We start from the raw sequence: 25,246 nt of genomic DNA on the forward strand, positions 1-25,246 counted from the left end.
AGACCGGCGTGAGCGCAGGCCGCCACTTTTGCCACCCGGAAACCCGCCCCAACGTCAGCACCAAATCCACAAAACAAAACCCGCCGAAAAATCGACGGGTTTGTCAGCGGTCTGAAGGCCGGTCTTGCGACCGGCCTTTCTCGTTTCACTCCGTCTCGGCTCAGACCAGACGCGACTGTTCGAGTGCAGCTTCGACAAAGCTTGCAAACAGCGGATGCGGGTCGAGCGGCCGCGACTTCAGTTCCGGGTGGTACTGAACGCCGATGAACCACGGATGATCCGGATATTCGACGGTCTCCGGCAGAATGCCGTCCGGCGACATGCCGGAGAACACGAGGCCGCAGGCCTCAAGCCGATCCTTGTAGTCAACATTGACTTCATAGCGATGACGGTGGCGCTCGGAAATCTCGGTCGAACCGTAGATGTCGGCAATCTTGGTGTCGCCCTTGAGCGCGGCGCGATAGGCGCCGAGACGCATCGTGCCGCCGAGATCGCCGGAGGCCGATCGCTTCTCGAGTTCGTTGCCCTTCACCCACTCGGTCATCAGGCCGACCACCGGCTCCTTGGTCGGGCCGAATTCGGTCGAGGATGCCTTCTCGATGCCGGCGAGATTGCGGGCAGCCTCGACGACCGCCATCTGCATGCCGAAGCAGATGCCGAAATACGGCACCTTGCGCTCACGGGCAAAACGCGCCGCATTGATCTTGCCTTCGGAACCACGCTCGCCGAAACCGCCTGGAACGAGAATGCCATGCACCTTTTCAAGGTAGGGTGCGGCATCTTCCTTTTCGAAGACTTCCGATTCGATCCACTCGAGCTTGACCTTCACCCGGTTGGCGATGCCGCCGTGGTAAAGCGCCTCGATCAGCGACTTGTAGGCGTCTTTCAGACCGGTGTACTTGCCAACGATCGCAATGGTGACTTCGCCTTCCGGGGTGCGGATGCGATCGGCAACGCGCTCCCAGGCATCCATGCGCGGCTTCGGTGCCGGCTCGATGCCGAACGCGGCGAGCACTTCGTTGTCGAGGCCTTCCTTGTGATAGGCGATCGGCACGTCGTAGATCGAGGCAACGTCGAGTGCCTGGATAACCGCCGACTGGCGAACGTTGCAGAACAGCGAGAGCTTGCGCCGCTCGGCTTCCGGGATTTCGCGATCGGCGCGAACGAGCAGGATGTCGGGATGGATACCGAGCGCCTGCAGCTCCTTGACCGAATGCTGCGTCGGCTTGGTCTTCAATTCGCCGGCCGCCGGAATATAGGGCATCAGCGTCAGATGGACGTAGACGGCGGTGCCGCGCGGCAGGTCGTTGCCGAGCTGGCGGATCGCTTCCATGAACGGCATCGCTTCTATGTCGCCGACGGTGCCGCCGATTTCGCACAGCACGAAATCATAGTCATCGTTGCCTTCGGTAACGAAGTTCTTGATCTCGTTGGTAACGTGCGGGATCACCTGAACGGTTGCGCCGAGATAGTCGCCCCGGCGTTCCTTGTCGATGATGTTCTTGTAGATCCGGCCAGTCGTGATGTTGTCGGTCTTCGTCGCCGAACGCCCCGTGAAGCGTTCATAGTGGCCGAGATCGAGATCGGTCTCCGCGCCATCGTCGGTTACGAAAACCTCGCCGTGCTGGGTCGGGCTCATGGTGCCCGGATCAACGTTGAGGTAGGGGTCGAGCTTGCGCAGTCTCACCCGGTAGCCACGCGCCTGCAGCAGTGCTCCGAGAGCCGCTGCAGCGATGCCTTTTCCGAGGGAGGAAACCACGCCGCCAGTGATGAATACATATCGCGCCATGGGAGTCACCGGATACCTTTTAACAAATGATTCCGCCACCGAAAAATTCATGTTCCAGAACTTTTCGTCTTGGGGTGGAGGCAGATTTCACACAAAACAAAACCGGCGGATGAAACATCCGCCGGCGGGTTCTTTGGAATTGCGACCTTATTGGCCGCTGGGAACTTGCGATCCCGTATTGCTGTTGGCGCCAGCGGCAGGCGTCTGCGTGGCAGCGCCGCCGGCCGGAGCTTCGCCTGAAGTCGCCGGCGCCGTCGAAGGAACGCCGTTGTCGGTCGCGGCACCGTTGCCGGTTGCCGGCTGCTGTTGCGTGGCGCCACCCGCCGGGGCCGGAGTACCGCCGCCGAGCGAATCGAGAACGCCGCCGCCGTTTGAGCTGGTGCCCGGGATACGGTCGAGAATGTCCGTTGCCTGCGGCTGGTAGCGCGCGAGGATACCCATGGCGAGCGCCAGGACGAAGAACAGTGCCGCAAGAATTGCGGTCGTGCGGGTCAGCGCGTTGGCCGTTCCGCGGGCGGACATGAAGCCCGAGCCGCCGCCGATGCCAAGGCCACCGCCTTCGGAGCGCTGAATGAGAACGACGCCGATCAGGGCGACGACGACCATGAGATAGATGACGAGTAGTACGGTCTGCATCAGCTTCCAGTCCTGCCCTTTGGGCAAACGAATCAAACATGCGCAAACTCGGCCTAGCCGGGCGCAATTTTGCGCCTCTTTATACCAAGCCGTGCGCTATTCCAAGCCCCTGCCCGGCAGCCCGGGCGATCAGGCCGTCAATTCTTCATAAGCCCGGTAGATGGCGAGGAAGTCCTCAGCTTTCAAGCTTGCGCCACCGATCAATGCGCCATCAACATTGGCGACACCCATCAGTTCCCTGGCATTGGAGGGCTTGACCGAGCCGCCGTAGAGGATGCGCATCTTGGCTCCGGCATTGCTGAAACGCGCAACCAGTTCCTTGCGCATGAAGGCATGCGCCTCCTCAACGTCTGCCGCCGTCGGCGTCAGGCCCGTGCCAATCGCCCAGACGGGCTCGTAAGCAATCACCGTGTTTTCAGCCGTGGCGGCATCCGGCAGGCTTTCGGCAAGCTGGCGCTTCAGCACATCAAGCGTCTTGCCGGCCTTGCGCTCGTCGCCGGTCTCGCCGATGCAGACGATCGCCACGAGATCGGCAGCATGCGCCGCATCCGTCTTCGCGCGAACCAGCGCGTCGCTTTCGGCGTGGTCGGTACGGCGCTCGGAGTGGCCGACGATGACATGGGTGCCGAAGCAATCCGCAATCATTTCGGCCGAAACATCGCCCGTGTGGGCGCCCGACTGCTTCTCGTGGCAATCCTGCGCGCCGATCAGCAGCGGGCTGTCGTCGCAGAGCGCTGTTGCCACATAGAGCAGGGTTGCCGGCGGGCAGATCAGCGTTTCGACCTTGGCGGAGAGTTCGCCCTTGACCCCTTCGGCCATCGCCTTGATCTGATCGAGCGAGGCGCGGGTTCCGTTCATCTTCCAGTTGCCGGCGACGAGCGGGCGGATATCGGGCGTCATGCAATTTCCTCCGGATGCTTTTCTCCCGAAGCGGCCTAGCAAATGCGGCCGGCAAATAAAAGCACCGCGGGCGATTATTCCATTGCCGCGAGGCAAGCTGCCCTGCCCCGCCGCTCGGTCGCAGAGACCGGCATTTAGAGGTTCAGCTCCGGCCTCACCGCGGCAATCGCATACATCAATGGCAGGCTCGGAACGCTTTCAGGCGGCACCATACGCCGGCCGCCCAGGTCGCGCAGCGTTCGAAGCCGACCTCGAGTCCAGCGATCTCACCGAGCAAGTCGAGTTCTTCCGGGTAGAACGTGGAACCGCCCGCGCGGAAGAAGGCAGCCTGACCACCCTTGTGGCTGTTGTGCGCGACCGTCGCCGCGTTCCAGGAGAGGCGGTTGGCCTCGTGCAGATCGTTACGCATGTTCCTACTCATGAAGGTCATGTCGGCAGACATGGGTCAGGCGTCCATATTTGCGCTTTTTTAGAACCTCAGCACGGCTTCGAGCTCGTCATCATAGTGCTCTCCCGTCCGTTCAAAGCCGAGGCCGCGATAGAACCCCTCGGGATTGCCGGGGCCCTGTCCATAGCTTGTGTAGAGTTCGTGAAGACCACGCGCCTTCAGATCACGCACGACAAGCGCAATCGCCTGCTTGCCAAAGCCCTTGCCCTGGAACGGGCGGGCGATCATGAAGCGCCAGAGGAACACGCCGGGGCAGTCGATGCCGTCGTCCCAGTCGGCGCCCTCGTGCAGCATGATGAAGCCGACAAGTGTGTCGTCGGCATATATGGCCCGGAACCAGGCTCTGTCGGAAAAATGCGCTTCGGCAATCGAATCGCCGTTGCTTGCAACCATGTTGCTTTGCTCTTCGCTCAGCGTTTCGCTCAGCTCGCAGACATCCCCCACAGTCAGTGAAGAGATTCGACGGAAAGTCACTTCGGCAGACGGCAATATGGTTTCACTCATGGCAAACACCTCAGAAAAATCAAAATGTTAAAAAAAGCGGCAGACACCAGAACGGCCCACCGCGAATCACCCGCAAAAGGGGTGGTTCGCACGTAAGATGAAATCATGGCGAGAAAACGCCTGGCGCTCGCAGAGCGCGAACGCCGCCAGATCAATGCCGCGGGCTCTCGCCTAGAAACTCGATTTCACTTGGATCGATCGACCGTCGGCTGCGTGCCGCCATTTTCCAGCCCAGCGATCGCCGCATGAACGTCCGCCTCAAGATCCTGATCGAACTGCTCGAAGATCGCGTCTCCGATCAAGTTGTGCACGTCGCGCAGGTGGGGCGCTGCGGCCTCGCCTTCTGCGAGCGCCAGAAAAGAGCGGGCGATCGAAAGCGACGAAAGCGGCTGGCGCCGCTCAAGGGTCAATTCTCGGGAGAGCATTGAGACGGCGATGCTCTCCCGATAGCGACCGGCGTCGCAAAGTGCCGCGCCATAGCCGCTCTTGATCCAGTAATACATGTCCGTGAAGGCAAGGTGCGCATCGGCAATGTCGGACGCCAGACGCCAGGCTTCGACCGCCTCGGTATACTTGGCTTCGGTCCCAAGTCTGATGCCGTTGCGGGCATGATCATAAGCCTGCCGCTCGTGCGGGCTCATCGGTGTCGCTCTCTTCTTCGTCATGTACGCCAGTCCAATGCCCCGGGAACAACCCCTCCGTGTCCCCACCATCAGCAAATGGACCACAGCTTGCCGACATCAACAAGATCACAGAGCAATTTTACGGTATTATCCGCGAATAAAAGCACGAGCTCATGGGTCTCATCGCAGAAGCCAAGCCAGTACCGGCCGAGCGAACGACCACGGGGTCGAACATGCTGCGAAACGACAAAGCCGGATTTGGATGGATCACCATCACCCTTCACTGGACGATTGCGGCGCTCATCCTCGCCCTGCTCGCCCTCGGCTACATCATGCGCAGGCTTCCGGTCGATCCCGCGCTGCAGTTTTCGCTTTATCAGTGGCACAAATCACTCGGGTTCACCGTTCTCGGTTTGGCGGTGATCCGCACCATCTGGCACCTGATTGAAATCGCCCCTCGAGCGCCGGAAAGCTTGAGCGGGATGGAGCGGCGCGCCGCCGGTGCAACCCACGCCCTGCTCCTTGCATTGGCACTTGCAGTTCCCTTGGCCGGTTGGGCGGTGGCGTCTACCTCGACGCTGAACATCCCGAGTTTCTATTTCAACTGGTTCATCATACCGCATCTGCCGATGGCGAAATCGGCATCGGCGGAAGGCCTCTGGACGTTGGTGCACATGGCGCTTGCCTATCTGCTCCTCGCCTTTGTCGCGCTTCACATATTGGCCGCCCTGTACCACCACATCGTGCGCCATGACGAGATTCTCGTCCGCATGTTTCACACCGGCTCGCGCCAAGGCGCTTCCTCCCAAGCGGCTGGCTCTGATCCGATGATCGCTGGAAGGAAGAAACCATGACACTGCGCCTGCAATCACGACCGACGGCAATCGCATTTACTCTGCTGGTGGCGATGGGCGGCATTCCCGCATCCGCGGCGGCAACCGCACCGGAACTCGCCGATGCGGCAGGCAACTACGGTATCACGTCCGCGTCCCGCATCCATTTTACCGTGGCCCAGGCGGGCGGCGGCGGAGGTATCGTCGGCGCCTTCGGCAAGTTTTCCGGCAGCTTCCGCATTGACCGAAATGATGTTGGCCACTCGACGGTCGAGTTCACGCTCTATCCGGAGAGCGTGAAGACGGGAGAGAAGCGGATCGAAGACTTCCTGAAGTCGAGCGCGGTGTTCGACACCGCGAACTTCAGCACCGTAACCTTCCGCTCAACGGCGGTTAAACAGACCGGGCCCGACACGGCCGCAGTAGAGGGAACGCTCACTGCGCGCGGCAAGTCACGAAAAGAACGCTTCTCGGTGACGCTCCTTGACTGGAACCGCGGCTCGATCGCCTTCAACATCCGCGGCAACATCCACCGTTCACCCTACGGCATGGATGTCGGCACGCCGATCTATTCCAACGTTGTCGAGTTCGACATGAACATCAAAGGGCAGAGGCGTTGAACGCCCCTGCCCTTTGTTAGATCGATGTGCCCGTCGCCTAGCCGATCTGGCTGCCGACGAAGTCCTTGACGATGCGCACGATGCCACGGCCGAGCAGGTCGTCAAGCGCTGCGATGAACTGGTCGACATGGGCGCGCTCGCAGATCAACGGCGGCTCGAGCCGGATGACATTGCGATTGTATTCGGTGAAGGCCACCAGCACGTCGTAGTCGCGCAGGAGCAGCGCGCCGATGAAGCCCGAGAGCGAGCCCTTGAGCTTGTCGTCGAGCATCGAGACGACGGGGCGCAACACCATTGGCAAGGTCTGGCTGAAATCCTGGAACTCCAGGCCGACCATAAGACCCTTGCCGCGCACGTCCTTGATGATCTTCGGGTACTTCGCCTTCAACGCCTCGAGACGCTCGAGCAGGTAGCTGCCACTGTCGGCGGCGCGGTCGATCAGATGCTCGTCGTAAAGCACGTTGATGCCTTCGATCGCCGTCACGCAGGCCTCACCCATGCCGCCGAAGGTGGCCATGGCATGGATCATCGCCGTCTTCGGCGTGCCATAGGCCTTCATGTAGACCTCGCGACGGGCGATCATCGCACCAACCGCGGCCTTGCCGGCACCCAATGACTTGGCAAGCGCGGTCACGTCAGGCACGACGCCGTAGTGTTCGAAAGCGTAGAAGCGGCCGGAGCGGCCATAACCGCACTGCACTTCGTCGGCGACCCAGAGCACGCCGTACTTGTCGCAGAGCGCGCGCAGCTTCTGCCAGTATTCGGCCGGCGCCTGGATGATGCCGCCGCCACCCTGGATCGTTTCGAGCACAATGACGCCGATTTCCGGATCGGATTTGAAGGCCTTTTCGACCGCATCGATATCGGCAAAAGGCACGCGTACCGTGTTGTCGGTGATCTTGAAATCGGCGCGGTAGAGCTGGCCGTCGGTGATCGCGAGCACGCCCTTGGTCTTGCCGTGGAAGGAGTTCTCGGCATAGACGACCTTCGGCCGCTTCGGGCCGGCGGCGCGCTCGGCGAGCTTGACCGCAGCCTCCATTGCTTCCGAGCCGGACGAACCGAGGAAGACCATGTCGAGGTCGCCAGGCGAGCAGGCCGCAATGTTCTTCGCGAGCGCCGCCGCATACTGCGACATGAAGGCAATCGCGATCTCGTGACGTTTTTCGTCCTGGAAAGTCCGGCGCGCTTCGAGGATGCGCGGATGGTTGTGGCCAAAGGCGAGCGAGCCGAAGCCACCGAAGAAATCGAGGATCTGGCGGCCGTTCTGATCGGTATAGAACATGCCCTCGGCGCTCTCGATCTTCACCTTGTGGAAGCCGAGAAGCTTCATGAAGTGCAGTTGGCCGGGGTTCAGGTGGTCCTTGAACGCCGTGGTGATGTCGCCGATCGACATGGCCTTGGCCTGTTCGACGGTGATCAGTTCGGGCCTGGCAACGCCGCCGTCGAGCGAAGGGGCGGCAACGGCGATACGGTTCGGTCTATCCAGCATGGTGTCTCCCCTCATTCGGCCGGCACGGCGACGGCATCGGTGGCCGCAGCGCTCGTCTTCTTGGCTCGATATTCGTCATAGGCGGCGATCAGCATGTCGCCGTCGTTGTATTGCGCACGCCAGCCGAGTTCGCGCTTCAGCTTGCCGGTCTCACGCACGCACATCTCGTCGGCGATCAGATATTGTTCCGGATCCATGATCGGCTTGTTGATCAGGTCAAAGAAGGCCAGCGTCTGCTTGACCGCAAAAGCAGGTGTCGGCAGCAGGAACGAGTTCGACCCCGCATGCTTGATCAGGTTGCCGAGCAGTTCGCGCACCGAGGGCGGATTGTCGGAACCGAGATTGTAGGCCTGGTTCGGCACGCCGCCCTTCCAGGCAAGCCGCGCGGCTTCGGCGCAATCGAAGACCGAGATGAACTGGTAGGGCACCTTGCCCGAGCCGATCATCGGTACCGGCAGGTTCAGGTCGATCAGCTTGAACAGCTTTTCGAGAATACCGAGGCGGCCAGGGCCGATGATCAGGCGCGGACGGAAGATCGAAATGTTCATGCCCTGCTTGCGCCATTGCACCGCCAGCTGTTCGGTAGCCCATTTCGACTTGCCGTATTCGCCAAGAGGCTTTGCCGGATGGTCTTCGGTCTGCGGCGACTGAACCGTGTGGCCGTAGATCATGTCGGTGGTGAACTGCACCAGACGCGATGCGCCAGCGGCCTCCATGGCCTTCATGATGTTTTCGGCACCGTAGTAATTGACGGGCCAGAAGAATTCCCAGCGCTTCGAACGGATCTGCAGAGGCGACAGCATCTTGGCCGCCATGTTGTAGACCATGTCGTCGGGACCGATGCCAACCTTCTGCACAGCCTCCAGGTCGGTGACATCGCAGCGGACGAAACGCACGCGGCCGTAATGCGGCAGGTCGGACTTGACGATATCGGCGATCACCACCTCCTCGCCGTCCTTGACGAGCAGCTCAGCCAGGTGACGGCCTACGAAGCCGTCGCCACCAAAGATAATGTGTTTCATGACTTGCTCCCGAATTCTGCGGTGCTCACCCCGGCGGCATCGGCCGGCTTGTCGTCGGCATGGGATGAGATGCCCGATTGGGCGATAAGTACGGTTCCCGCGCAGATCAGCGCGATGCCGGCGATGCGCCAGGCATTGAGGTCTTCGCGAAAGACGAAATAGGCAAAGACCGCGACGGCGACGTAAGCGAGGCTCAGGAACGGATAGGCAAAGGAAAGCTCGACCTTCGACAGCACGTAGAGATGCGACGCCATCGAAATGACGAAGGTCGCGAGGCCGGCAAAAACCCAAGGATTGAAGACGATCTGAAATAGGCGGACGATTGCCGTCTCGGCGGTCATCGAAATCGGCCCCAGCGTCATCATGCCTTGTTTCAGCATCAGCTGAGCGGCGGCGTTGGTGAGCACGGTGAAGAGAATGAACGGAATATATTTCATTGTTTTACTCCCAGTCCCGAAATCTACTTACGGGCAAGAGACGGATATTCCGTGAAGTTTGCGCATTTAATTGAATAAAATTGTCTGCATTCTCATTCTGGCAAAGCCAGAGCCGTACGCTTCCAGAAGTTTGAAACGAGTGCCGGATCGCGAAACGCCTCCAGCCTTCTCCAGGAAGAGAACGATTTTTCAAAGACTTGCGGGCTCATGCGCGCATCCTTGTACGGATTGACCGCACCGCCGGCCTCGATCACGAGGCGATCAAGTGCATCGAGCAGCTTTACTGTCCGTTCACCTTGATTCGCAAAGTCCAGGGTCAAAGTAAAACCGGGACGCGGGAAGGACAGAATCCCCCGTGAGCCGATGTCGCCGAACCGCTTCAATATCGTCAGGAAAGAGGCATGGCCGGCATGTCGGGCGGTTTCCATCAACTTGGCGGTGATCTCCGGTGCCCGTTCCGCTGGATAGACACTCTGGTGCTGGTAGAGCCCGCGCGGACCATAGAGCCTGTTCCAAGCGCCGATGGCATCGAGCGGGTAGAAATAGGAGGTCCAGAGAACCGTCGTCACGGTCTCGCCTGGCTTCACCTTGCGGAAATAATACTCGTTGAAGCCTTTCAGCGTTGCCCGGTTCAAAATATTGAAAGGCGGCGCAAACGGCACTCCAAACTTCAGTCCCTTGGGAATATCGGGCAATTCGCAGGAGCCGTCGGCATGGTCGCCGGCCAGAAGCACGCCTCTGCCCATACGAGATCCGGTTGAAAGCTGATCGATCCAGGCGACGGAGTACTCGTGCTCGGCGTCGACGCGGTCGACCAGCGCGAAATACTGGTCGAGGTTTTCGAACCGAAGCGCGTGCTGCTGCACATGCGGCGACGGCACCTTCATCAACCGCAAATCCACGGTCAGGATCAGCCCGGTCAACCCCATCCCGCCGATGGTCGCGGCGTAGAGATCCGGATTTTCAGCCGGCGAACAGGTCAACCTTTCTCCCGTCGAACGCAACAGGGTAAAGCCGGTCACATGATTGCCGAAGGTGCCGCGCGCGTGATGGTTCTTGCCGTGCACGTCATTGGCAAGCGCGCCGCCGACGGTTACGAAGGCCGTGCCCGGGGTTACGGGCAGAAAGAAACGGTGCTCGATAGCGCGCTCCAGCACCTCGCGCAGCGTCACGCCGGCTTCACAGGTCATCATCCCGGTACCTGGATCGAAGGCGACGATGCGGCCATGCCGACGGCTCTCGATCAGTGTGCCCTGATCATTGTGGCAGCTGTCGCCGTAGCTGCGGCCGTTGCCGAAGGGCAAATACCCTTCCGGCTCCAGGCTGCCGAGCCGGTCTTCGTAATCGTCAGGCGAAATCGCCGGCCTCGCGCGGTTGTCGAGGCGGCCCCAGCTTTCATGGTCTTGCAGTGTCATTGCGGCCCGATGGCTCCAAAGAGGATGAGCAACGCGCCCACCAGCATGGTCAATTGGCTGCGCCAATCGCGCATGATGAAGACAACCGGGTCTTCATGCAGCATGCCGCGACGCGCGAGCATCCAGATGCGCAGCAACATATAAAGCACCAGCGGGCAAAGCGGCCACAACGCCCAAGGGGTTGTGTACATCTCCTGGAGTTCCTTGCTGTGCACGTAAAGCGCAAGAACCAGGGCGGATGTGAAGGCGGAAGCGACGCCAGCCTGCCCCACCATCTCGAAGTCGACGGCAAGGTAACCGCGGCCGGGAACATTGCCGCCATCCTTGTCTTCGAACTCGTGCAGCTCGACATAGCGCTTCACCAGCGCGAGGCTCAGGAAGAAGAAGATGGCAAAGGACACCAGCCAGAAGGAGAGCTCCGTGCCGGTTGCCGCTGCCCCCGCGACGATGCGCGTGGTGTAGAGACCGGCGAGCGTGAACACATCGACCAGCAGCTTGCGCTTCAGCACGAAGGTGTAGGCCGTCGTCGCACAGGCATAGAACGCCAGCACGCCGGCAAATTTCCAGGGCAGCAGGAGTGTCAGGGCCAGCGATGCCAGCACCAGGCAACCGGCAAGAACCAGTGCCGTCGGCACCGACATCTGACCGCTGGCGAGCGGCCTGTGGCGCTTCTTGGCGTGGTGGCGATCATTGGCAAGATCAGAGAGATCGTTGACGACGTAGACTGCCGAAGCAAGAAAGCTGAAGGCAAAGAAAGCGATGACGACGCTGACGATCGCGTCGACATGCAGCACCTCGTGGTTGAGGATCATCGGTACGCCGATGAGAACGTTTTTCGCCCATTGATGCACACGGATGGATTTCAGCGGCGCCAGAATGCTCACCTTGCCGGTGTCCAGGCGTTCGGCATCGTGGTTTCGGCGCCATTTCTCCGCTGCGGCATCCGGCGAGACCACGATCGCGCGACGGGCGGCCTCGAAGACGGCGATGTCGTCGCGACTATTGCCCATGTAATCGAAGGCGCCGTCGCCGAAGCGCTCGACAAGCGCTGCGCGCTTGCGGCTGCTTGTGAGATTGAGTTCATCGGTCGAATGCATGACAGAGGAGAAGAGGCCGACATGATCGGCGATGTCCTTGGCAACGGATGGCGCCGCTCCGGTAACCAGAACGAGCTCGCGACCGGCCCTCTTCTCCTGCGCCAGACGGTCGATGACCGCTTGGCGATAGGGCCAGTCCTCAGCCTTGCGACCGGACCGCAAGGCCACTTCGTGCTTCAGCCGCGCTTTGCCTTTTACCAGCCAGAACAGCATGGGAAACAGCATCAAGGGATTGCGCAGAAGAAGGATCGCAGCCCCTTCCCACAGGGTGTCGGCCGCCAGCAAAGTGCCGTCCAGATCCACACACAGCGGTATGTGCCGTGTCTCGGTGCGCGCGTCCATGAAATCCATCCCAGCCATAGTTGCCGGCATGATCACGGCTTCAACTTTCCAGAGTGGAAACACGGGACAAGATCCCGCCCGGAAATTGCCGTGCTGGTTAACAAATGCCGAGCGAACAGTGGCAGTCAGCGGCTGCCGATCCAGTTCAGCGCATCGCGCCAGTCGGTCATGCGCACCGGAGTCCCGTGCGAGCCGGTTTCAAACTGCACGAAGCGCGTCGGGTACCCTTTTGACTTGAGCAAGCTGTAGAGCGCCTTCTGGCTCTCGGCCGGATAGACGCTGTCGCGGCTGCCATGGCTGAAGAACATGGGCAGCTTCGCCTTGTAGGCGGCGCTCTTCGTGAAATCAGGGTCACTGACGCCGCCCATCACCATCATGCCGCCAAGCGCTGCCACCGCCGATCCATCGCGTGACACACCCCAACAGATGAAACTTCCCATCGAGGCACAGGCCAGCACCACCGGGCGGCCGCCGGAACGCTCGGACGCGTGCCTGACCAGGCCCGCAATGTCAGCCGCGCCTGACGTGTCGAAGGACCGGACGCTCGGCGCATAGTAGACGCCGCCATTGGCGACGGCGAGGTTCTTCAGCCGGTTGAAATTCCCGCCAAAGGAGAAGTCGTTGGCGCCAAGCCGACGATCGCCGCCGCGGCCATGGATGAAGATGACCGTGAAGGCAGCGCCGCGATCCGGACCGACGCGGGTCACGTCGAGTGGACGCCCGCCAATGTCGAGCGTCTCGTTGACCTGCTCGCTTTTTACGCCAAGCGAAACATAGGAGCGCTTGACGCGACGCTCCGGAATTTCGTCGCGCTCGTTGATGTCGCGCAGCTCCTGATAATCGACGGTCAGGTCGTCGCCGCCGTCATCCTCGCTCAGCACCTTGGCGTAAGAGAAAAGCTCATCCTTGAAGGGCTTCAGCGTCTGCGCCTGTGCGCACGAGGCGGCTGTGACCAAGGCGAGCGCCAGCAAAGACCGGCGAAATGGAAAAACAACTGTGGACACGGCCAATGACGGGCTCCCTCTTTCGCCACAAGCCTTGCCATCGCCCCGGCGCCAACGCAACACTCGCCCTACAATAGGGTCACTTGGGCGGATTTTCGCCTGCGGCCAATGTCAGAATTCTCGTTTTGTTCGCGCATTCAGTGAGAGTCTGGCAGAATACAGGTGATTCGACCGCCGGGGGATGGCGGCAGAGCCGAGGTCTTGCTATGGCCTCAGGCATTCCCAAACGACAGGAACGATCCGAACGATCCCATGGACGACAACAGCGACCTCTTCTCCTCTATGCCCCAGCAACCCAAGCCTGCTCAGCCGAGCGCCGCGCCGGTCGTGCCTGCGACACCGGTCGCACGCGAAGAGCCGCGCCCGGCCCCGAAGGGGAGTGATGGCAGCGACTACGATGCTTCGGCGATCGAGGTGCTCGAGGGACTGGAGCCGGTTCGCCGTCGTCCGGGCATGTATATCGGCGGTACCGACGAGAAGGCGCTGCATCACCTCTTCGCCGAAGTCATCGACAACTCGATGGACGAAGCGGTCGCCGGCCACGCAAACTTCATCGAGGTCAATCTCGATGCCGACGGCTTCCTGACGGTGACCGATAACGGCCGCGGCATCCCGGTCGAGAACCATCCGAAGTTCCCCGGGAAATCGACGCTCGAAGTCGTCATGACCATTCTGCATGCCGGCGGCAAGTTCGACGGCAAGGCCTATGAAACCTCGGGCGGTCTGCACGGCGTCGGCGTCTCTGTCGTCAACGCACTGTCCGATGCGCTTGAAGTCGAGGTCGCCCGCAACCGCAAGCTCTATCGCCAGCGCTTCTCCCGCGGCATTCCGCAAGGCGGGCTCGAAGAACTCGGCGACGTGCACAACCGCCGCGGCACGCGTGTTCGCTTCCATCCGGACCCCGACATTTTCGGGCCGCACGCACGTTTCGAGCCCGGACGGCTCTTCCGCATGGCGCGCTCGAAGGCCTATCTCTTCGGCGGCGTCGAGATCCGCTGGTCCTGCGACCCGTCACTGCTGCAGGAAGGTTCGGAGATCCCGGACAAGGCCGTCTTCCACTTCCCCGGTGGCCTCAAGGACTATCTTGCGGCAACGCTCGGCAAGGAGTTCACGGTCACCCGCGAGATCTTTGCCGGCAAGTCGGAGAAGGCGAATGGCCACGGCTCGCTCGAATGGGCGGTCACCTGGTATGGCGGCGACCAGCAGGTTCACTCCTACTGCAACACCATTCCGACGCCCGAGGGCGGTACGCATGAGGCGGGCTTCCGCATCGCGCTGACCAAGGGCCTGAAGAACTATGCCGAGCTGACGCAGAACAAGCGCGCAGCGATCATCACCACCGATGACGTGATGATTTCGGCGGCCGGCATGCTGTCGGTCTTCATCCGCGAACCGGAATTCGTCGGCCAGACCAAGGACAAGCTTGCGACCGTCGAGGCGCAGCGCATCGTCGAAAACGCCTTGCGCGACCCCTTCGACCACTATCTTGCCGACAATCCGGCCGAGGCCGCCAAGCTGCTCGACTGGGTGGTCGAACGCGCCGAGGAGCGTGTGCGCCGGCGCAAGGAAAAGGAAGTCAACCGCAAGACGGCCGTGCGCAAGCTGCGCCTGCCGGGCAAGCTTGCCGATTGCTCGCAGAACACTGCCGAAGGCGCTGAACTCTTCATCGTCGAAGGGGACTCGGCAGGCGGTTCAGCCAAGCAGGCGCGCAACCGCGCCAACCAGGCGATCCTGCCGCTGCGCGGCAAGATCCTCAATGTGGCGAGCGCCGGCCGCGAAAAGCTCGGCGCCAACCAGCAGATCGCCGACCTCATCCAGGCGCTTGGCTGCGGCACGCGCAGCAAGTACCGCGAAGAGGATCTGCGCTACGAACGTATCGTCGTCATGACCGACGCCGACGTCGACGGTGCTCACATCGCCTCGCTGCTGATCACCTTCTTCTATCAGGAAATGCCCGAGCTGATCCGCGGCGGTCACCTCTTTCTCGCTGTACCGCCACTCTATCGCATCAGCCAGGGCGCAAAGACACTCTATGCCCGCGACGATGCGCACCGCGAAGAGCTGATGCGCACCGAATTTGCCGGGCGCGGCAAGGTCGAGATCGGCCGCTTCAAGGGCCTTGGCGAGATGTTGCCGGCGCAGCTCAAGGAAACGACGATGGACCCGAAATTCCGCACGCTGCTCAAGGTCGAGGTCGACGACGTCGATTTCGAGGGCACGCGCGAGGCGGTCGACAATCTGATGGGAACGAAGGCCGACGCCCGCTTCCGCTTCATTCAGGAACGCGCCGTGTTTGCCGACAACCTGGACATCTAGAGCGCCGTGCGTTCATATGAACGCCAAGGACGCTCTAGCACTTTGATTCTAGAGCATCTTTCCGCCTCACGTGGATCCACTTGAGAGCGGGATGCTCTAGGTCCGGTTGAGAAGAGATGCGCAGCGTTCCCTTGCCACCTGCTGCAAGACCTTGAGATCGAGAACGGCGGCAAATGCCGCCGTTTCGCTTTCCGCTCGATTGATCCGTCCGGCGAGCCGTGTTCAAGCCGCTCGGCGAACCGGCTTCTCCATGAACAGGCTGAGCGGATCCGGCCGGTAGTCGCCGAACGGCGGTCGCTCGACATATCCGGCCGTTTTGTAGAGGTTGATCGCTTCCGGTTGATGGATCCCGGTTTCGAGGCGAATGGCCTGAAATCCGACTTGTTCGGCCTGTGCCTCCAACGCCTCAAGCAGCAGCTTTCCGACCCTCAGCCCCCTCGCCTCAGGATCGACGAACATGCGCTTGATCTCCGCCGTTCCGTCGCCGGCCTCCACCAGGGCGCAACAGCCGACGACATCGCCATCGCGCCGGGCCACGAAGAAGGAGACCGCCGGCTGCTCCAGGCTCGACAGGTCAACCATGTGGTTGCTTTCGGCGGGGTAGAGCGAGGCGGCATAGGCATCGGAGAGTTCCAGCAGTCGCACGACCGCCGATTGGCGCGGTGGTTCCAGGGCTATGGTTACGGCAGGCAATCGTGTCGTCCTTCTCGGTTTCGGGTTTCTGCGTGCTGGAGACTACTGTTCTTGGAAAAACCAACCAATACGTCAAATGACGCAACGCTCGCGCAACACCGCGCTGTCACATCACCATTCACGCCAACGGCACGAAATGTTCCACCTCATCGGTCACCTCGCCCTATTTTCGAAAGAATCACAGGCATAGGTTGATGACACCGCCACCTCACCGATCGACCACAGGATCACCATGAAAACGGCAATGATTGTCATGACCATTCTCGGTTGCGACCACGATGTAAGCCAATGCCAATATATCTCGACCGTCAACGGCAGCTGGCCGTCGGTCGCGCAGTGCGACACCGCCTCGCACGGGCAGTTGCCGAAGTTCTCGAACGCGAATTATCCCGTTGTCGTTGCCGTTTGTGAAAGCTCCGATCCGAGCCTTGCCGAGCTCACCCCACCTCCGGCCGGCTCCCAGCAAAGCCAGACGCCGCTCCAGGCGACAGAACCACAACCGGAACCGAACCTGCCAAAACGAACAATGGCCTTCCTGTCGGGCGCGATCCCCGATCGCGAGAAACTCAAAACCATCGTGACCGCACCCGTGCATTACATCGAGGACGGCTACTCCTGGGTCGCCCGCCGCTTCACCGATTAGAGCGCCGTGCGTTCATGTCAACGCGCAGTGCGTGGGCAGGCCCGCTCCGCTCAGACAAGGCCGGCAAGGATCAGACTGTCGGCGCTGGCGCTGACGGCCTCGGCCGCGCTTCGCGGCTGCCATCCCAGCATGCGCCGTGCCTTCGCGCTGGAAATGCGCTGGTCGCGCCCGAGTTCCCGCACGATGAGGCGCAAGCCGGGATCAAAGGGGGCAACGAGGGTCGCCAGCCAGTTTGGCAGAATGAGCTTCGGCAATTTGGAAGCGCGCTCGGGAAACCGGCGCCGGAGTATCGCTGCGATATCCGCAAGAGAACACACCTCCCCGGCAACCAGAAAGCGCTCTCCCGCAGCGCCAGCCGTGGTCATTGCACGCACATGGGCGGCAGCAACGTCACGGACGTCGACGACTGGCACGGCGAACTTCGGCAAGGCTGGATAACTTCCCCTTAGAAGATTGCGCACCACAGCGACCGAGGTGCCGACGTCGCGGCCAAGAAGCGGTCCGAGCACCATACCCGGATTGACGACCGTCAATTCAAGACCGCTTTCGCGCGCATAGTCCCAGGCGGAGCGTTCGGCGAAGGTCTTCGAGCGATAATAGGGCGTCGCAAACGGCGATTGCGGGTCGGTCCAATCGCCCTCCGCATAGGGCGCCTTTCCGTGCCCGTAGATGACCGCCGCGATCGATGACGTGAGGACGACGCGGCGGACCCCTGCCGAACGCGCGGCCCTGAGAACGCGCAGTGCGCCGTCACGCGCAGGCGCGATCAGTTCCATCTCGTTCGCCGGCAAACGCGCCGGAAAGGGCGACGCGGTGTGTACGACATAAGAAACGCCGGCGAACGCCTCTGACCAACCTTCCTCCGCCAGCAGGTCAGCTTCGGCGAATGTCAGTCTCGCGTCTGCGGTCCCGCCAGCGGCACGGATCGATCGCTCGATCTCCTGCGCGCGCGCCAAGGTGCGAACCGTCCCATGTACGTCATAGCCCTCGCGCAACAGGGCGAGTGCGACGTGGCGTCCGACAAATCCACCTATGCCGGTCACGGCAACGGTGACCGCCCTTTTCTCGTTCATGCGCCAGTTCCTCGTTGACCGCAGGCCTTACGTTGAGGCTTGCCATCAGCCGCTTGAAACCAAACAGCTGAACAGTTGAACGGATTCGCCGGCGATTGTGATCACGCGGCCTGACGCGCGGCAAGTTCCGCATAGTCGCGGGCGGATTGACGCTCTTCGGCAAATGCCAGGCGTTCGAGCAGATCGATCATCGCGGCGTTGGCCGCTGAGGCCGATCGTTCACGCCGCAGTCGCGCCAGCAGTTCTGCCGAGACCGAGGTGGGACCGTCGCTTGCGCCAGCACCATCCTGACGCCACAGCAAAACCGCTGCGGCAAAGGTTTCGCTGACGTCGCGACCAAGGCCTGCACTTTCAAACAGGGCCCTGATCGAGTGGACGCGCCCACCGGACAGGATGGAGCGCACACGCTTCTCACTGACGCCAGAGAGATCAACGATCGCCGCCGAGAAAAACTCCGCCCGCCCCGCCACCAGTGCGTGTAGCAGGAAGGCCGGCGTCAACCGGCCCGTCTCGCGCAGGTAGGTCACCAGGCCTGGCAGTTCCTCGACGGCCACAGCACCGGCCATGCCGACGGTGGCGATGTCGCAAGCTTCGCGCGTCACGCGCTGGACCCGTGTTTCTCCAATCGTCATCTGCACGAGGCCGAAGGCAGCAAGGGCAGCGCCAACCTCCTCAACGAGCACGTGACGGGCATCGCTTGGCAAATCCGGTCGCGCAAGCAGAAGGTCGCGGACCACCGCGGAACGGCCCAGGCGCTCGGCAATGCGTTTCAGCGAGCGGCGCGACGGTTGAGCGCCGGCGTTTTCCAGCAGGATCAGGATCTCGTCTTCGCCGCCGATCTCGGCAATCGCCGCCGATACCGCGCGGGACACGAAACTGCGTGCGGCGATCAGCGCACGGGTCTCAAACGTTCCCCGCGCCGCGAGATCGACCAGATCTTCGTCGGTAAGGACAGGCGAACGCGAAATGATGAGATAGGCGATCTCAGGCTGGTCTTCCGCCAGGCCGAGGATGATGGTGCGCGGGACGGACGAGCAACCACAAACCGCTTCGGCAAGCGCCTGTCGAACTTTCGGGGACGGGTCATCCAACAGAAATGTCATTGCCATCTCGGCGGCGCGACGATCAAGGCCATTCAACTGCGCATCGACATAGGCACGGCCCAAGGCGCTTGCAGCGCGTGTGCGCTCACCCGTTCTCGCCGTTTCCGCCCAGCGAAGAAATGCTTGTATGATCACCTATGCCCCACTAGACCACGCCAAAGCCACCAATGTTCGAACCCTAGCGGGCAAAGGTTTAAGATTGGTTCACCATGTCTGTTAACCGCCTCCAAACCATAAAGCCGCTGCTGATTGCCGATGGCACAGCACTCCCCCCCGATCTCGCCGCCATTCATGCGATGGCCGGCATCATCCTGGATGTCGGTTGCGACACCGAGACGCTTCGTGGCCTTGCCAACTGGCAAGGGCGCGCTTTCACGGTGCTTGCGCGCGTCGACCCGGTCGAGCGGCTGAGCGAAGACGAACTGAACCGGGTGCTCGGCAGCGGGACCGACGGCGTCGTCCTCTCCGGATGCCGCGGCCGCGCAGACATCCAGCGGCTTGACGTCATGCTGCAGGTTGCCGAAGCGACCAAGGGCGTGACTGCCAATCGTATCAGGCTCTATGCAGAATACGGCGGCGCACCCGAAGGCCTGCTGTCGCCCCATGCACTGGCTGGATCGTCGGCGCGCCTGGAAGCCCTGATCTTCAACGGCACCGCGCTGGCGGATGCCTTGGGCTGCAAGGAGCCGACAGGCGCCTCCCATCAGCGCCTGGCAGCGCCGATCCTCGCCGGGCGCGCATATGTGGCACTAAGGGCGCATGAGGCCAGCGTCCCCGCCTATGAGATGCTGCCGGCCGATTGCGACGAGGCCGCGACGAAGTGGGCCGTGCCGACAAGCAGGGATAACGGCTTTGCTTCGGTTGTTTGCCGCTCCATCGAACAGGCGCTCATCGCCTGTGGCACATGAGACTGCCGAGGGCGCGCGTCACAAACCTCAACGCGTCGGGCGGATCATCTCGAAGACGTCGCCGCCATCGCAATAGTCCATATAACCGAGACGGGCGAGCGGCCTGACCGTCGACATGTCGAAACGGCCGTCGCGGATCGCTTCCTCGCGGATGTGGATGCCGACGACCTGACCGATGACGACATAGTTATCCGACAGCGCACCGTCCAAGCTCTTGGGCTGGAACATCTCAGTCATCCGGCATTCAAGTGCGGCATAGGCCTCGCCGACGAAGGGCGCCGCCACCAGGGAACCCTCAACGGCGGTGAGGCCAGCGATCTCGAATTCACTGTCGCCGTGCGGCGCTGAGATCGATGTCCTGTTCACCGCGTCCGCGAGATTACGACTGGCGAAGCTCGCAGTGAAAACGCCGGTCGCCTCGATGTTGCGGACCGAATCCTTGTAGCCGCTCGAAGAAAACATCACGAGCTTCGGCTTGTCGCCGATGGCGTTGAAGAAGGAATAGGGCGCAAGGTTGTTCGAACCATCGGCCGCCCGCGTGCCGATCCAGCCGATCGGCCGCGGCGAAACGATGGCCTTGAAAGGGTCATGCGGCAAGCCGTGACGGTTCGAGGCCGTATCGTAGAACATCACGCGCCCTCGCCCACCCAGGTGACGATTTCGGCGAGCTCCGGGCGCGGCCGTTCCGTCGGCGGCACCATCGCAGTACCGATGTGAATGAAACCGGCAACCTTTTCACCCGGATTGACCCCCAGCAACGGATAGGCGCGCTCGTCGAAGGCGTACCATTCGGTCAGCCAGTTGGAGGCGTAGCCGAGTGCGTTGGCGGCCATCAGCAGATTGAGGCAGACGGCACCGGCCGACATCACCTGCTCCCATTCCGGGATCTTGAAATGCGGGGCTGCCGTGCTGACGACAGCAACAACGACGGGTGCGCGTGAAAGTCGGGTTTCCTCGACCTTGATCATCTCATCGGACAGATCCGGCTTCATCTGAAGCGCCATCGCCTTCAGTTCGGCGCTGATGCGCACCCTCTCCTCGCCGCGGTAGACGATGAAGCGCCAGGGTGCGAGCTTACCGTGATCGGGCACGCGAGAGGCAAGCTTCAACATTTCTTCGACCTCGCCCTTGCTGGGGCCGGGTTCTCCCATCTGGAAGGCGGGAATGGAGCGGCGGGACGTCAGATAGTCGACAAGCTTAATTTCGGTTTTCATGTCAGATGAATTCCACTAATTTGCCGCCCCACAGGCAGCCACGAAAATGCCATACCGGCGTCCCAAGTGGAGTCACTCAGTCAGGAAGTCAACTGTTCTCATGCATCCATGCTCTCGTATTTTCCTCGGTACCGGCCTTGCGATCCTTGTCGCCGGAGCGGCCGCGGGAAGCGCGCTCGCTGAAGATGCAACAGAGGCATTCGAGAGCTTTCCCTCGATCGCCGGTCCACGCAAGATGCCGAAGCTGACGGGCTTCAGCCCGATGACGAGCGATCCGATCGCCGACGGCACTCTGAAGGATATCAAACTTGAGGCGTTGCTTGCAGAAAAAGGCGGTCCGGTCGAGGCCGGCCTGACGTGGCGCGTGTTCAGCCCGATCCCAGGAAGTGATGGGAAACTGCCGCTGCTGGCAACGTCAGAAGGCGGCTCGACCGCCTTCAACCTCGTGCCCGGCGACTATTTCGTCAATGTCTCCTTCGGACGCGCCTCCGCCACGCGCAAGATCCGCGTGCCCGAACAAGGCGCGCTCGACAAGCAGGTCCTGGTGCTTGATGCCGGCGGCATCAAACTCAATGCCGTCTCGGGCAGCGACGTGCGCATTCCGCCGGCAGACCTCAGTTTCTCCGTCTATTCCGCAGATACCAAGAGTGACGGCGAACGGGCGCTGATCGTGGCGGATGTGAAGCCGAACACGGTGGTTCGGCTCGGCGCCGGCACCTATCACGTGACCTCGAGCTATGGAAACGCATCGACCGCCGCCGACATCCAGGTCGAAGCCGGCAAGCTGACGGAAGCGACCATCCAGCACCGCGCAGCCAAGCTCACGCTCAAGCTGGTTTCAGAGCCGGGCGGTGAAGCCATTGCCAACACCGCCTGGACGATTCTGACCTCCGCCGGCGACACCGTGGACGAGGAGAACGGCGCTTTCCCGACGCTGGTGCTGCTCGAAGGCAGCTATTCCGCCGTGGCGCGCTACAAGGACAAGATCTACGAGCGTGACTTCACGGTGAAGGCCGGCGTCAACGCGGATGTGGAAGTGCTGCTCAGCAGCGGCGGCAATGATGCCAATCCGAACCAGGGCGCCATCTCCGACGCCCAGGACTGATAGCTTACCTAACGGCAGTCCCTTGGCGCAACGTCAGCCGGCCCGCCGCAGGAACCGCCGGCGCGGCGGCGCCATGGAGAAGACCGCTTCATAGATGCGGGCCAGCAAATCCTTGCGATCGCCGCAGGTGCCGAGGTCTTCCGGGGTCAGGACATGGCCGACGCGCGCCGCAATCGTTGTACCCGACAGGCGGCGGAACTCGCGGATCAGGAGCGACAGCCTCAGCGTCAGTGAAATCTTGCTCGCAAGATGGAAGATGCGGCCGTTCTGACCCTCGAAGTAAATCGGGATGACGCTCGCTTGCGCCGCCCGGATCAGTTTCGCCGGAAAGATCTTCCAGGGCAAATCCTCTGCGCGGCCAAATCCCTTGGGCGCGGTGGCCACCCCGCCCGAAGGGAAAATGATGATTGTTACACCTTCCTTCAGCAGGCGCAGCGCCTCGTGGCGTGTCGCCATGTTGACCGCCAACGCCTCCTTCGTCTCCTCGAACGAGACCGGCAGGGAGTACGGCGCCATTTCCGGCACCTTCAAGAGCTCGTTGTTGATGATGACACGAAACGGTCGATCGAGCTGCTCGGCAAGGGCGAGCACTGCGATACCATCACCTATGCCGAAGGGGTGGTTGGCGACAATGACGATCGGCGTGTCTGGCAAATGCTTAGGCGGCCATTCGCCCTGAACGCGCAGCTTCACATCGATGAGCTGCAGCATCTCGCCGAAAACACGGTCGCTCTTGCCGACGATGTCGGACCGCCAACGCGTGTAGAGCTTTGCATAGCGGTTGCGGCCCGACAGGCCTTCTACGGAGCGAATGAACCAGCGCTTCAGGCGCCGGTCGTTTTCATTGGCGTAGGACAGCTCTTTGAACTGCACGGAAATCTCCGATGGATACTATCTTATCCGGATATTCCGCTAATATGACAGTTTGCTGACAAAGCAAGTACCCGGGGGATCAACCCCGGGCTTTCTTTTCCAACTTGCGCTTGAGGTCCGGTGCCATGGCCTCCAAGGACAGCGAAGCGATCGCCTCGTCGAGCGACATCGCCGTCTGGGCCTGGGAGCCGAGACGACGGATGTTGACCGAGCGCTCCTCGGCTTCGCGCTTGCCGCAAACGACGATGACCGGAACCTTGGTCACCGAATGCTCGCGGACCTTGTAGTTGATCTTCTCGTTGCGGAAGTCGGTCTCGACGGCGAGCCCGGCGTCGCGCAAGAGCTCGGCGACCTCACGACCGTAGTCGTCGGCTTCCGAGGTGATCGTCGCGACGACCACCTGCAGCGGCGAAACCCAGAGCGGCATATGGCCGGCGAAGTTCTCGATCAGGATGCCGAGGAAACGCTCCATCGAGCCACAGATGGCCCGGTGGATCATGACCGGCTGGCGCTTTTCGGATTCCTTGTCGATGTAGAACGCACCGAACCGTTCCGGCAGGTTGAAGTCGACCTGGGTGGTGCCGCACTGCCATTCACGGCCGATCGCGTCCTTCAGCGTGTACTCGAACTTCGGACCATAGAAAGCGCCCTCGCCCGGCAGGATGCCGGTCTTGATGCGACCTTCCGACTGTTCCTCGATCGTCTTCAGAACGTCCGTCATCACGCTCTCGGCGCGATCCCAGAGTTCGTCGGAGCCGACGCGCTTGTCCGGACGGGTGGAGAGCTTGACCACCACTTCCTTGAAGCCGAAGTCCTCATAAACCGAGAGGATGAGGTCGTTGATGCGCAGGCACTCCGCCGCCATCTGCTCGTCGGTGCAGAAGACATGCGCATCGTCCTGGGTAAAACCGCGCACGCGCATCAGGCCGTGCAGCGCGCCCGAAGGCTCGTAGCGGTGAACGTTGCCGAATTCGGCCAGGCGAACCGGCAGCTCGCGATAGGACTTCAGACCGTGCTTGAAGATCTGGATATGGCCCGGGCAGTTCATCGGCTTCAGCGCGAAGACACGCTCGTCGTCGGTTTCGTCACCGGCGACCGTCACCTTGAACATGTTGTCGCGATACCAGCCCCAGTGGCCCGAGGTTTCCCAGAGCGACTTGTCGAGCACCTGCGGCGCGTTGACTTCCTGGTAGGTGTTTGCGAGCCGGCGGCGCATGTAGGCAACCAGCGTCTGGAACATGCGCCAGCCCTTGCCGTGCCAGAAGACGACGCCGGGGCCCTCCTCCTGGAAATGGAACAGGTCCATTTCGCGGCCGAGACGGCGGTGGTCGCGCTTTTCAGCCTCGGCCAGTACGTGCAGGTACTGGTCGAGCTCTTCCTGGGTGTGCCAGGCGGTGCCGTAGATGCGGGTCAGCATCGCATTGTTGCTGTCGCCGCGCCAATAGGCGCCGGCCACCTTCATCAGCTTGAAGGCCGTGCCGATCTGGCCGGTCGAGGCCATGTGCGGGCCGCGGCAAAGGTCGAACCAGTCGCCCTGATAGTAGATCTTGAGATCCTGCCCCTCAGGGATCGCATCGACGAGCTCGACCTTGTAGGCCTCGCCCTTGTCGGCAAAGACCTTTCGGGCCTTGTCGCGCGACCAGACGTCCTTGGTGAAAGGCTTGTTGCGCGCAATGATCTCCTTCATCCGCTTTTCGATGAGCGGCAGATCATCGGGCGTGAAAGGTTCGTTGCGGGCGAAGTCGTAATAGAAGCCGTTGTCGATGACCGGGCCGATGGTCACCTGCGTTCCCGGCCACAGTTCCTGCACGGCCTCAGCCATAACGTGCGCGGCATCGTGGCGAATGAGTTCGAGTGCGCGCTTGTCGTCACGCACGACGATCTCGATCCGGCCATTGGCGATCGGATCGGACAGGTCGCGCAGCTCGTCGTCGAGCGCAATCGCAACCGCCTTTTTGGCGAGCGACTTCGAAATCGCTTCTGCCACGTCGCGGCCGGTCGTCCCCGCGGGATATTCGCGGACCGAGCCATCAGGAAATGTAAGGGAAACAGGATTCGACATGTGATCTCCTATCCAGTCCCGCCAACGAATGCGGGTGGTATGGTGGTTGTCCGGCAGCGCCGGTGAAGGGAAGCTGGCCTGATAAAGCGTTTTCGAA

General features: G+C 61.7%; 25 protein-coding genes. 6 read left to right on the forward strand and 19 right to left on the reverse strand.

Annotated elements, in window-relative coordinates:
* Positions 1 to 160: 160 nt before the first annotated feature.
* The 6 genes from BBX50_RS18130 to BBX50_RS18155 all read right to left on the reverse strand — a co-directional run bounded on the left by BBX50_RS18130 (position 161) and on the right by BBX50_RS18155 (position 4,942).
* Positions 161 to 1,798 carry a CTP synthase gene (locus tag BBX50_RS18130; protein WP_083213735.1) on the reverse strand — a complete coding sequence of 546 codons (1,638 nt, stop codon included), beginning with the start codon at positions 1,796 to 1,798 and terminating at the stop codon, positions 161 to 163.
* Positions 1,799 to 1,936: 138 nt separating this feature from the next.
* Entirely contained in the window at positions 1,937 to 2,425 is a 489-nt protein-coding gene (gene secG, locus BBX50_RS18135; RefSeq protein ID WP_065776738.1) for a preprotein translocase subunit SecG, read from the reverse strand.
* 129 nt (positions 2,426 to 2,554) lie between these two features.
* Entirely contained in the window at positions 2,555 to 3,325 is a 771-nt protein-coding gene (gene tpiA, locus BBX50_RS18140; RefSeq protein WP_065776739.1) for a triose-phosphate isomerase, read from the reverse strand.
* Between the two features lie 175 nt (positions 3,326 to 3,500).
* Positions 3,501 to 3,767: a hypothetical protein gene (locus BBX50_RS30520; RefSeq protein ID WP_065788402.1), complete on the reverse strand. Its 267-nt coding sequence runs from the start codon at positions 3,765 to 3,767 to the stop codon at positions 3,501 to 3,503.
* A 27-nt stretch (positions 3,768 to 3,794) separates the two neighbouring features.
* Complete coding sequence (locus BBX50_RS18150) at positions 3,795 to 4,277, reverse strand: GNAT family N-acetyltransferase (protein ID WP_065776741.1); 483 nt, start codon at positions 4,275 to 4,277, stop codon at positions 3,795 to 3,797.
* Between the two features lie 185 nt (positions 4,278 to 4,462).
* Complete coding sequence (locus BBX50_RS18155; protein WP_065776742.1) at positions 4,463 to 4,942, reverse strand: hypothetical protein; 480 nt, start codon at positions 4,940 to 4,942, stop codon at positions 4,463 to 4,465.
* 191 nt (positions 4,943 to 5,133) lie between these two features.
* On the opposite strand from BBX50_RS18155, the gene BBX50_RS18160 reads away from it, so the two are divergent.
* Positions 5,134 to 5,754, forward strand: coding sequence for a cytochrome b (locus tag BBX50_RS18160; RefSeq protein WP_065776812.1), 621 nt, complete (start codon positions 5,134 to 5,136; stop codon positions 5,752 to 5,754).
* The gene (locus BBX50_RS18165; protein WP_065776743.1) at positions 5,751 to 6,353 is read left to right on the forward strand and encodes a YceI family protein; all 603 of its coding nucleotides are present in this window, start codon (positions 5,751 to 5,753) and stop codon (positions 6,351 to 6,353) included. The genes BBX50_RS18160 and BBX50_RS18165 overlap by 4 nt, the downstream gene beginning before the upstream one ends.
* Positions 6,354 to 6,390: 37 nt before the next feature.
* Here the strand turns inward: BBX50_RS18165 and BBX50_RS18170 are convergent, their stop codons facing one another.
* The 6 genes from BBX50_RS18170 to BBX50_RS18195 all read right to left on the reverse strand — a co-directional run bounded on the left by BBX50_RS18170 (position 6,391) and on the right by BBX50_RS18195 (position 13,165).
* Positions 6,391 to 7,842, reverse strand: coding sequence for an aspartate aminotransferase family protein (locus tag BBX50_RS18170; RefSeq protein ID WP_201723497.1), 1,452 nt, complete (start codon positions 7,840 to 7,842; stop codon positions 6,391 to 6,393).
* Positions 7,843 to 7,853: 11 nt separating this feature from the next.
* Positions 7,854 to 8,864 carry an NAD(P)-dependent oxidoreductase gene (locus tag BBX50_RS18175; protein ID WP_065776745.1) on the reverse strand — a complete coding sequence of 337 codons (1,011 nt, stop codon included), beginning with the start codon at positions 8,862 to 8,864 and terminating at the stop codon, positions 7,854 to 7,856.
* Entirely contained in the window at positions 8,861 to 9,301 is a 441-nt protein-coding gene (locus BBX50_RS18180) for an EamA family transporter (protein WP_065776746.1), read from the reverse strand. Before BBX50_RS18180 ends, BBX50_RS18175 begins: the two co-directional genes overlap by 4 nt.
* A gap of 92 nt (positions 9,302 to 9,393) precedes the next feature.
* Positions 9,394 to 10,716 carry an FAD-binding oxidoreductase gene (locus tag BBX50_RS18185; RefSeq protein WP_065776747.1) on the reverse strand — a complete coding sequence of 441 codons (1,323 nt, stop codon included), beginning with the start codon at positions 10,714 to 10,716 and terminating at the stop codon, positions 9,394 to 9,396.
* Positions 10,713 to 12,155, reverse strand: a complete 1,443-nt coding sequence (locus tag BBX50_RS18190) for a UbiA family prenyltransferase (RefSeq protein WP_065776813.1) — start codon at positions 12,153 to 12,155, stop codon at positions 10,713 to 10,715. The genes BBX50_RS18185 and BBX50_RS18190 overlap by 4 nt, the downstream gene beginning before the upstream one ends.
* A gap of 125 nt (positions 12,156 to 12,280) precedes the next feature.
* On the reverse strand, positions 12,281 to 13,165 hold the full coding sequence (locus tag BBX50_RS18195) for an alpha/beta hydrolase (RefSeq protein WP_065776748.1): 885 nt from the start codon (positions 13,163 to 13,165) through the stop codon (positions 12,281 to 12,283).
* A gap of 246 nt (positions 13,166 to 13,411) precedes the next feature.
* Here BBX50_RS18195 and parE point away from each other — a divergent pair, with 246 nt between their 5' ends.
* On the forward strand, positions 13,412 to 15,475 hold the full coding sequence (gene parE / locus BBX50_RS18200) for a DNA topoisomerase IV subunit B (RefSeq protein ID WP_065776749.1): 2,064 nt from the start codon (positions 13,412 to 13,414) through the stop codon (positions 15,473 to 15,475).
* A 222-nt stretch (positions 15,476 to 15,697) separates the two neighbouring features.
* On the opposite strand, the gene BBX50_RS18205 is transcribed toward parE, so the two are convergent.
* Positions 15,698 to 16,168, reverse strand: coding sequence for a GNAT family N-acetyltransferase (locus BBX50_RS18205; RefSeq protein ID WP_065776750.1), 471 nt, complete (start codon positions 16,166 to 16,168; stop codon positions 15,698 to 15,700).
* 232 nt (positions 16,169 to 16,400) lie between these two features.
* On the opposite strand from BBX50_RS18205, the gene BBX50_RS18210 reads away from it, so the two are divergent.
* On the forward strand, positions 16,401 to 16,811 hold the full coding sequence (locus BBX50_RS18210) for a hypothetical protein (RefSeq protein ID WP_065776751.1): 411 nt from the start codon (positions 16,401 to 16,403) through the stop codon (positions 16,809 to 16,811).
* A 50-nt stretch (positions 16,812 to 16,861) separates the two neighbouring features.
* On the opposite strand, the gene BBX50_RS18215 is transcribed toward BBX50_RS18210, so the two are convergent.
* Both BBX50_RS18215 and BBX50_RS18220 read right to left on the reverse strand, forming a co-directional pair.
* Entirely contained in the window at positions 16,862 to 17,884 is a 1,023-nt protein-coding gene (locus tag BBX50_RS18215; RefSeq protein ID WP_065776752.1) for an aldehyde reductase, read from the reverse strand.
* A gap of 101 nt (positions 17,885 to 17,985) precedes the next feature.
* Positions 17,986 to 19,122: a DUF2336 domain-containing protein gene (locus BBX50_RS18220; protein WP_065776753.1), complete on the reverse strand. Its 1,137-nt coding sequence runs from the start codon at positions 19,120 to 19,122 to the stop codon at positions 17,986 to 17,988.
* Between the two features lie 74 nt (positions 19,123 to 19,196).
* Between BBX50_RS18220 and BBX50_RS18225 the strand changes: the two genes are divergently transcribed.
* Entirely contained in the window at positions 19,197 to 19,895 is a 699-nt protein-coding gene (locus tag BBX50_RS18225) for a hypothetical protein (RefSeq protein WP_065776754.1), read from the forward strand.
* A gap of 27 nt (positions 19,896 to 19,922) precedes the next feature.
* Here the strand turns inward: BBX50_RS18225 and BBX50_RS18230 are convergent, their stop codons facing one another.
* Positions 19,923 to 20,525, reverse strand: coding sequence for a flavin reductase family protein (locus BBX50_RS18230; protein ID WP_065776755.1), 603 nt, complete (start codon positions 20,523 to 20,525; stop codon positions 19,923 to 19,925).
* A complete protein-coding gene (locus tag BBX50_RS18235; protein ID WP_065776756.1) occupies positions 20,525 to 21,109 on the reverse strand; it encodes a nitroreductase in 585 nt (194 codons plus the stop codon). Before BBX50_RS18235 ends, BBX50_RS18230 begins: the two co-directional genes overlap by 1 nt.
* Positions 21,110 to 21,209: 100 nt before the next feature.
* Here BBX50_RS18235 and BBX50_RS18240 point away from each other — a divergent pair, with 100 nt between their 5' ends.
* Positions 21,210 to 22,214, forward strand: a complete 1,005-nt coding sequence (locus BBX50_RS18240) for a hypothetical protein (protein WP_065776757.1) — start codon at positions 21,210 to 21,212, stop codon at positions 22,212 to 22,214.
* A gap of 33 nt (positions 22,215 to 22,247) precedes the next feature.
* On the opposite strand, the gene BBX50_RS18245 is transcribed toward BBX50_RS18240, so the two are convergent.
* Together BBX50_RS18245 and thrS are read right to left on the reverse strand one after the other, a co-directional pair.
* Positions 22,248 to 23,087: a lysophospholipid acyltransferase family protein gene (locus BBX50_RS18245; protein ID WP_065776758.1), complete on the reverse strand. Its 840-nt coding sequence runs from the start codon at positions 23,085 to 23,087 to the stop codon at positions 22,248 to 22,250.
* A 79-nt stretch (positions 23,088 to 23,166) separates the two neighbouring features.
* Complete coding sequence (gene thrS, locus BBX50_RS18250; RefSeq protein WP_065776759.1) at positions 23,167 to 25,149, reverse strand: threonine--tRNA ligase; 1,983 nt, start codon at positions 25,147 to 25,149, stop codon at positions 23,167 to 23,169.
* Between the last annotated feature and the right edge of the window lie 97 nt (positions 25,150 to 25,246).

It is taken from the genome of Ensifer sp. LC11 (genome assembly GCF_001695835.1).
Taxonomy (GTDB): Bacteria; Pseudomonadota; Alphaproteobacteria; order Rhizobiales; family Rhizobiaceae; genus Ensifer.

Coding starts and splice junctions, on each gene's coding strand:
- secG (WP_065776738.1), bottom strand. CDS start 2,425: ATGCAGACCGTACTACTCGTCATCTATCTCATGGTCGTCGTCGCCCTG.
- tpiA (WP_065776739.1), bottom strand. CDS start 3,325: ATGACGCCCGATATCCGCCCGCTCGTCGCCGGCAACTGGAAGATGAAC.
- BBX50_RS30520 (WP_065788402.1), bottom strand. CDS start 3,767: ATGTCTGCCGACATGACCTTCATGAGTAGGAACATGCGTAACGATCTG.
- BBX50_RS18150 (WP_065776741.1), bottom strand. CDS start 4,277: ATGAGTGAAACCATATTGCCGTCTGCCGAAGTGACTTTCCGTCGAATC.
- BBX50_RS18155 (WP_065776742.1), bottom strand. CDS start 4,942: ATGACGAAGAAGAGAGCGACACCGATGAGCCCGCACGAGCGGCAGGCT.
- BBX50_RS18160 (WP_065776812.1), top strand. CDS start 5,134: ATGCTGCGAAACGACAAAGCCGGATTTGGATGGATCACCATCACCCTT.
- BBX50_RS18165 (WP_065776743.1), top strand. CDS start 5,751: ATGACACTGCGCCTGCAATCACGACCGACGGCAATCGCATTTACTCTG.
- BBX50_RS18170 (WP_201723497.1), bottom strand. CDS start 7,842: ATGCTGGATAGACCGAACCGTATCGCCGTTGCCGCCCCTTCGCTCGAC.
- BBX50_RS18175 (WP_065776745.1), bottom strand. CDS start 8,864: ATGAAACACATTATCTTTGGTGGCGACGGCTTCGTAGGCCGTCACCTG.
- BBX50_RS18180 (WP_065776746.1), bottom strand. CDS start 9,301: ATGAAATATATTCCGTTCATTCTCTTCACCGTGCTCACCAACGCCGCC.
- BBX50_RS18185 (WP_065776747.1), bottom strand. CDS start 10,716: ATGACACTGCAAGACCATGAAAGCTGGGGCCGCCTCGACAACCGCGCG.
- BBX50_RS18190 (WP_065776813.1), bottom strand. CDS start 12,155: ATGGACGCGCGCACCGAGACACGGCACATACCGCTGTGTGTGGATCTG.
- parE (WP_065776749.1), top strand. CDS start 13,412: ATGGACGACAACAGCGACCTCTTCTCCTCTATGCCCCAGCAACCCAAG.
- BBX50_RS18210 (WP_065776751.1), top strand. CDS start 16,401: ATGAAAACGGCAATGATTGTCATGACCATTCTCGGTTGCGACCACGAT.
- BBX50_RS18215 (WP_065776752.1), bottom strand. CDS start 17,884: ATGAACGAGAAAAGGGCGGTCACCGTTGCCGTGACCGGCATAGGTGGA.
- BBX50_RS18225 (WP_065776754.1), top strand. CDS start 19,197: ATGTCTGTTAACCGCCTCCAAACCATAAAGCCGCTGCTGATTGCCGAT.
- BBX50_RS18230 (WP_065776755.1), bottom strand. CDS start 20,525: ATGTTCTACGATACGGCCTCGAACCGTCACGGCTTGCCGCATGACCCT.
- BBX50_RS18235 (WP_065776756.1), bottom strand. CDS start 21,109: ATGAAAACCGAAATTAAGCTTGTCGACTATCTGACGTCCCGCCGCTCC.
- BBX50_RS18240 (WP_065776757.1), top strand. CDS start 21,210: ATGCATCCATGCTCTCGTATTTTCCTCGGTACCGGCCTTGCGATCCTT.
- thrS (WP_065776759.1), bottom strand. CDS start 25,149: ATGTCGAATCCTGTTTCCCTTACATTTCCTGATGGCTCGGTCCGCGAA.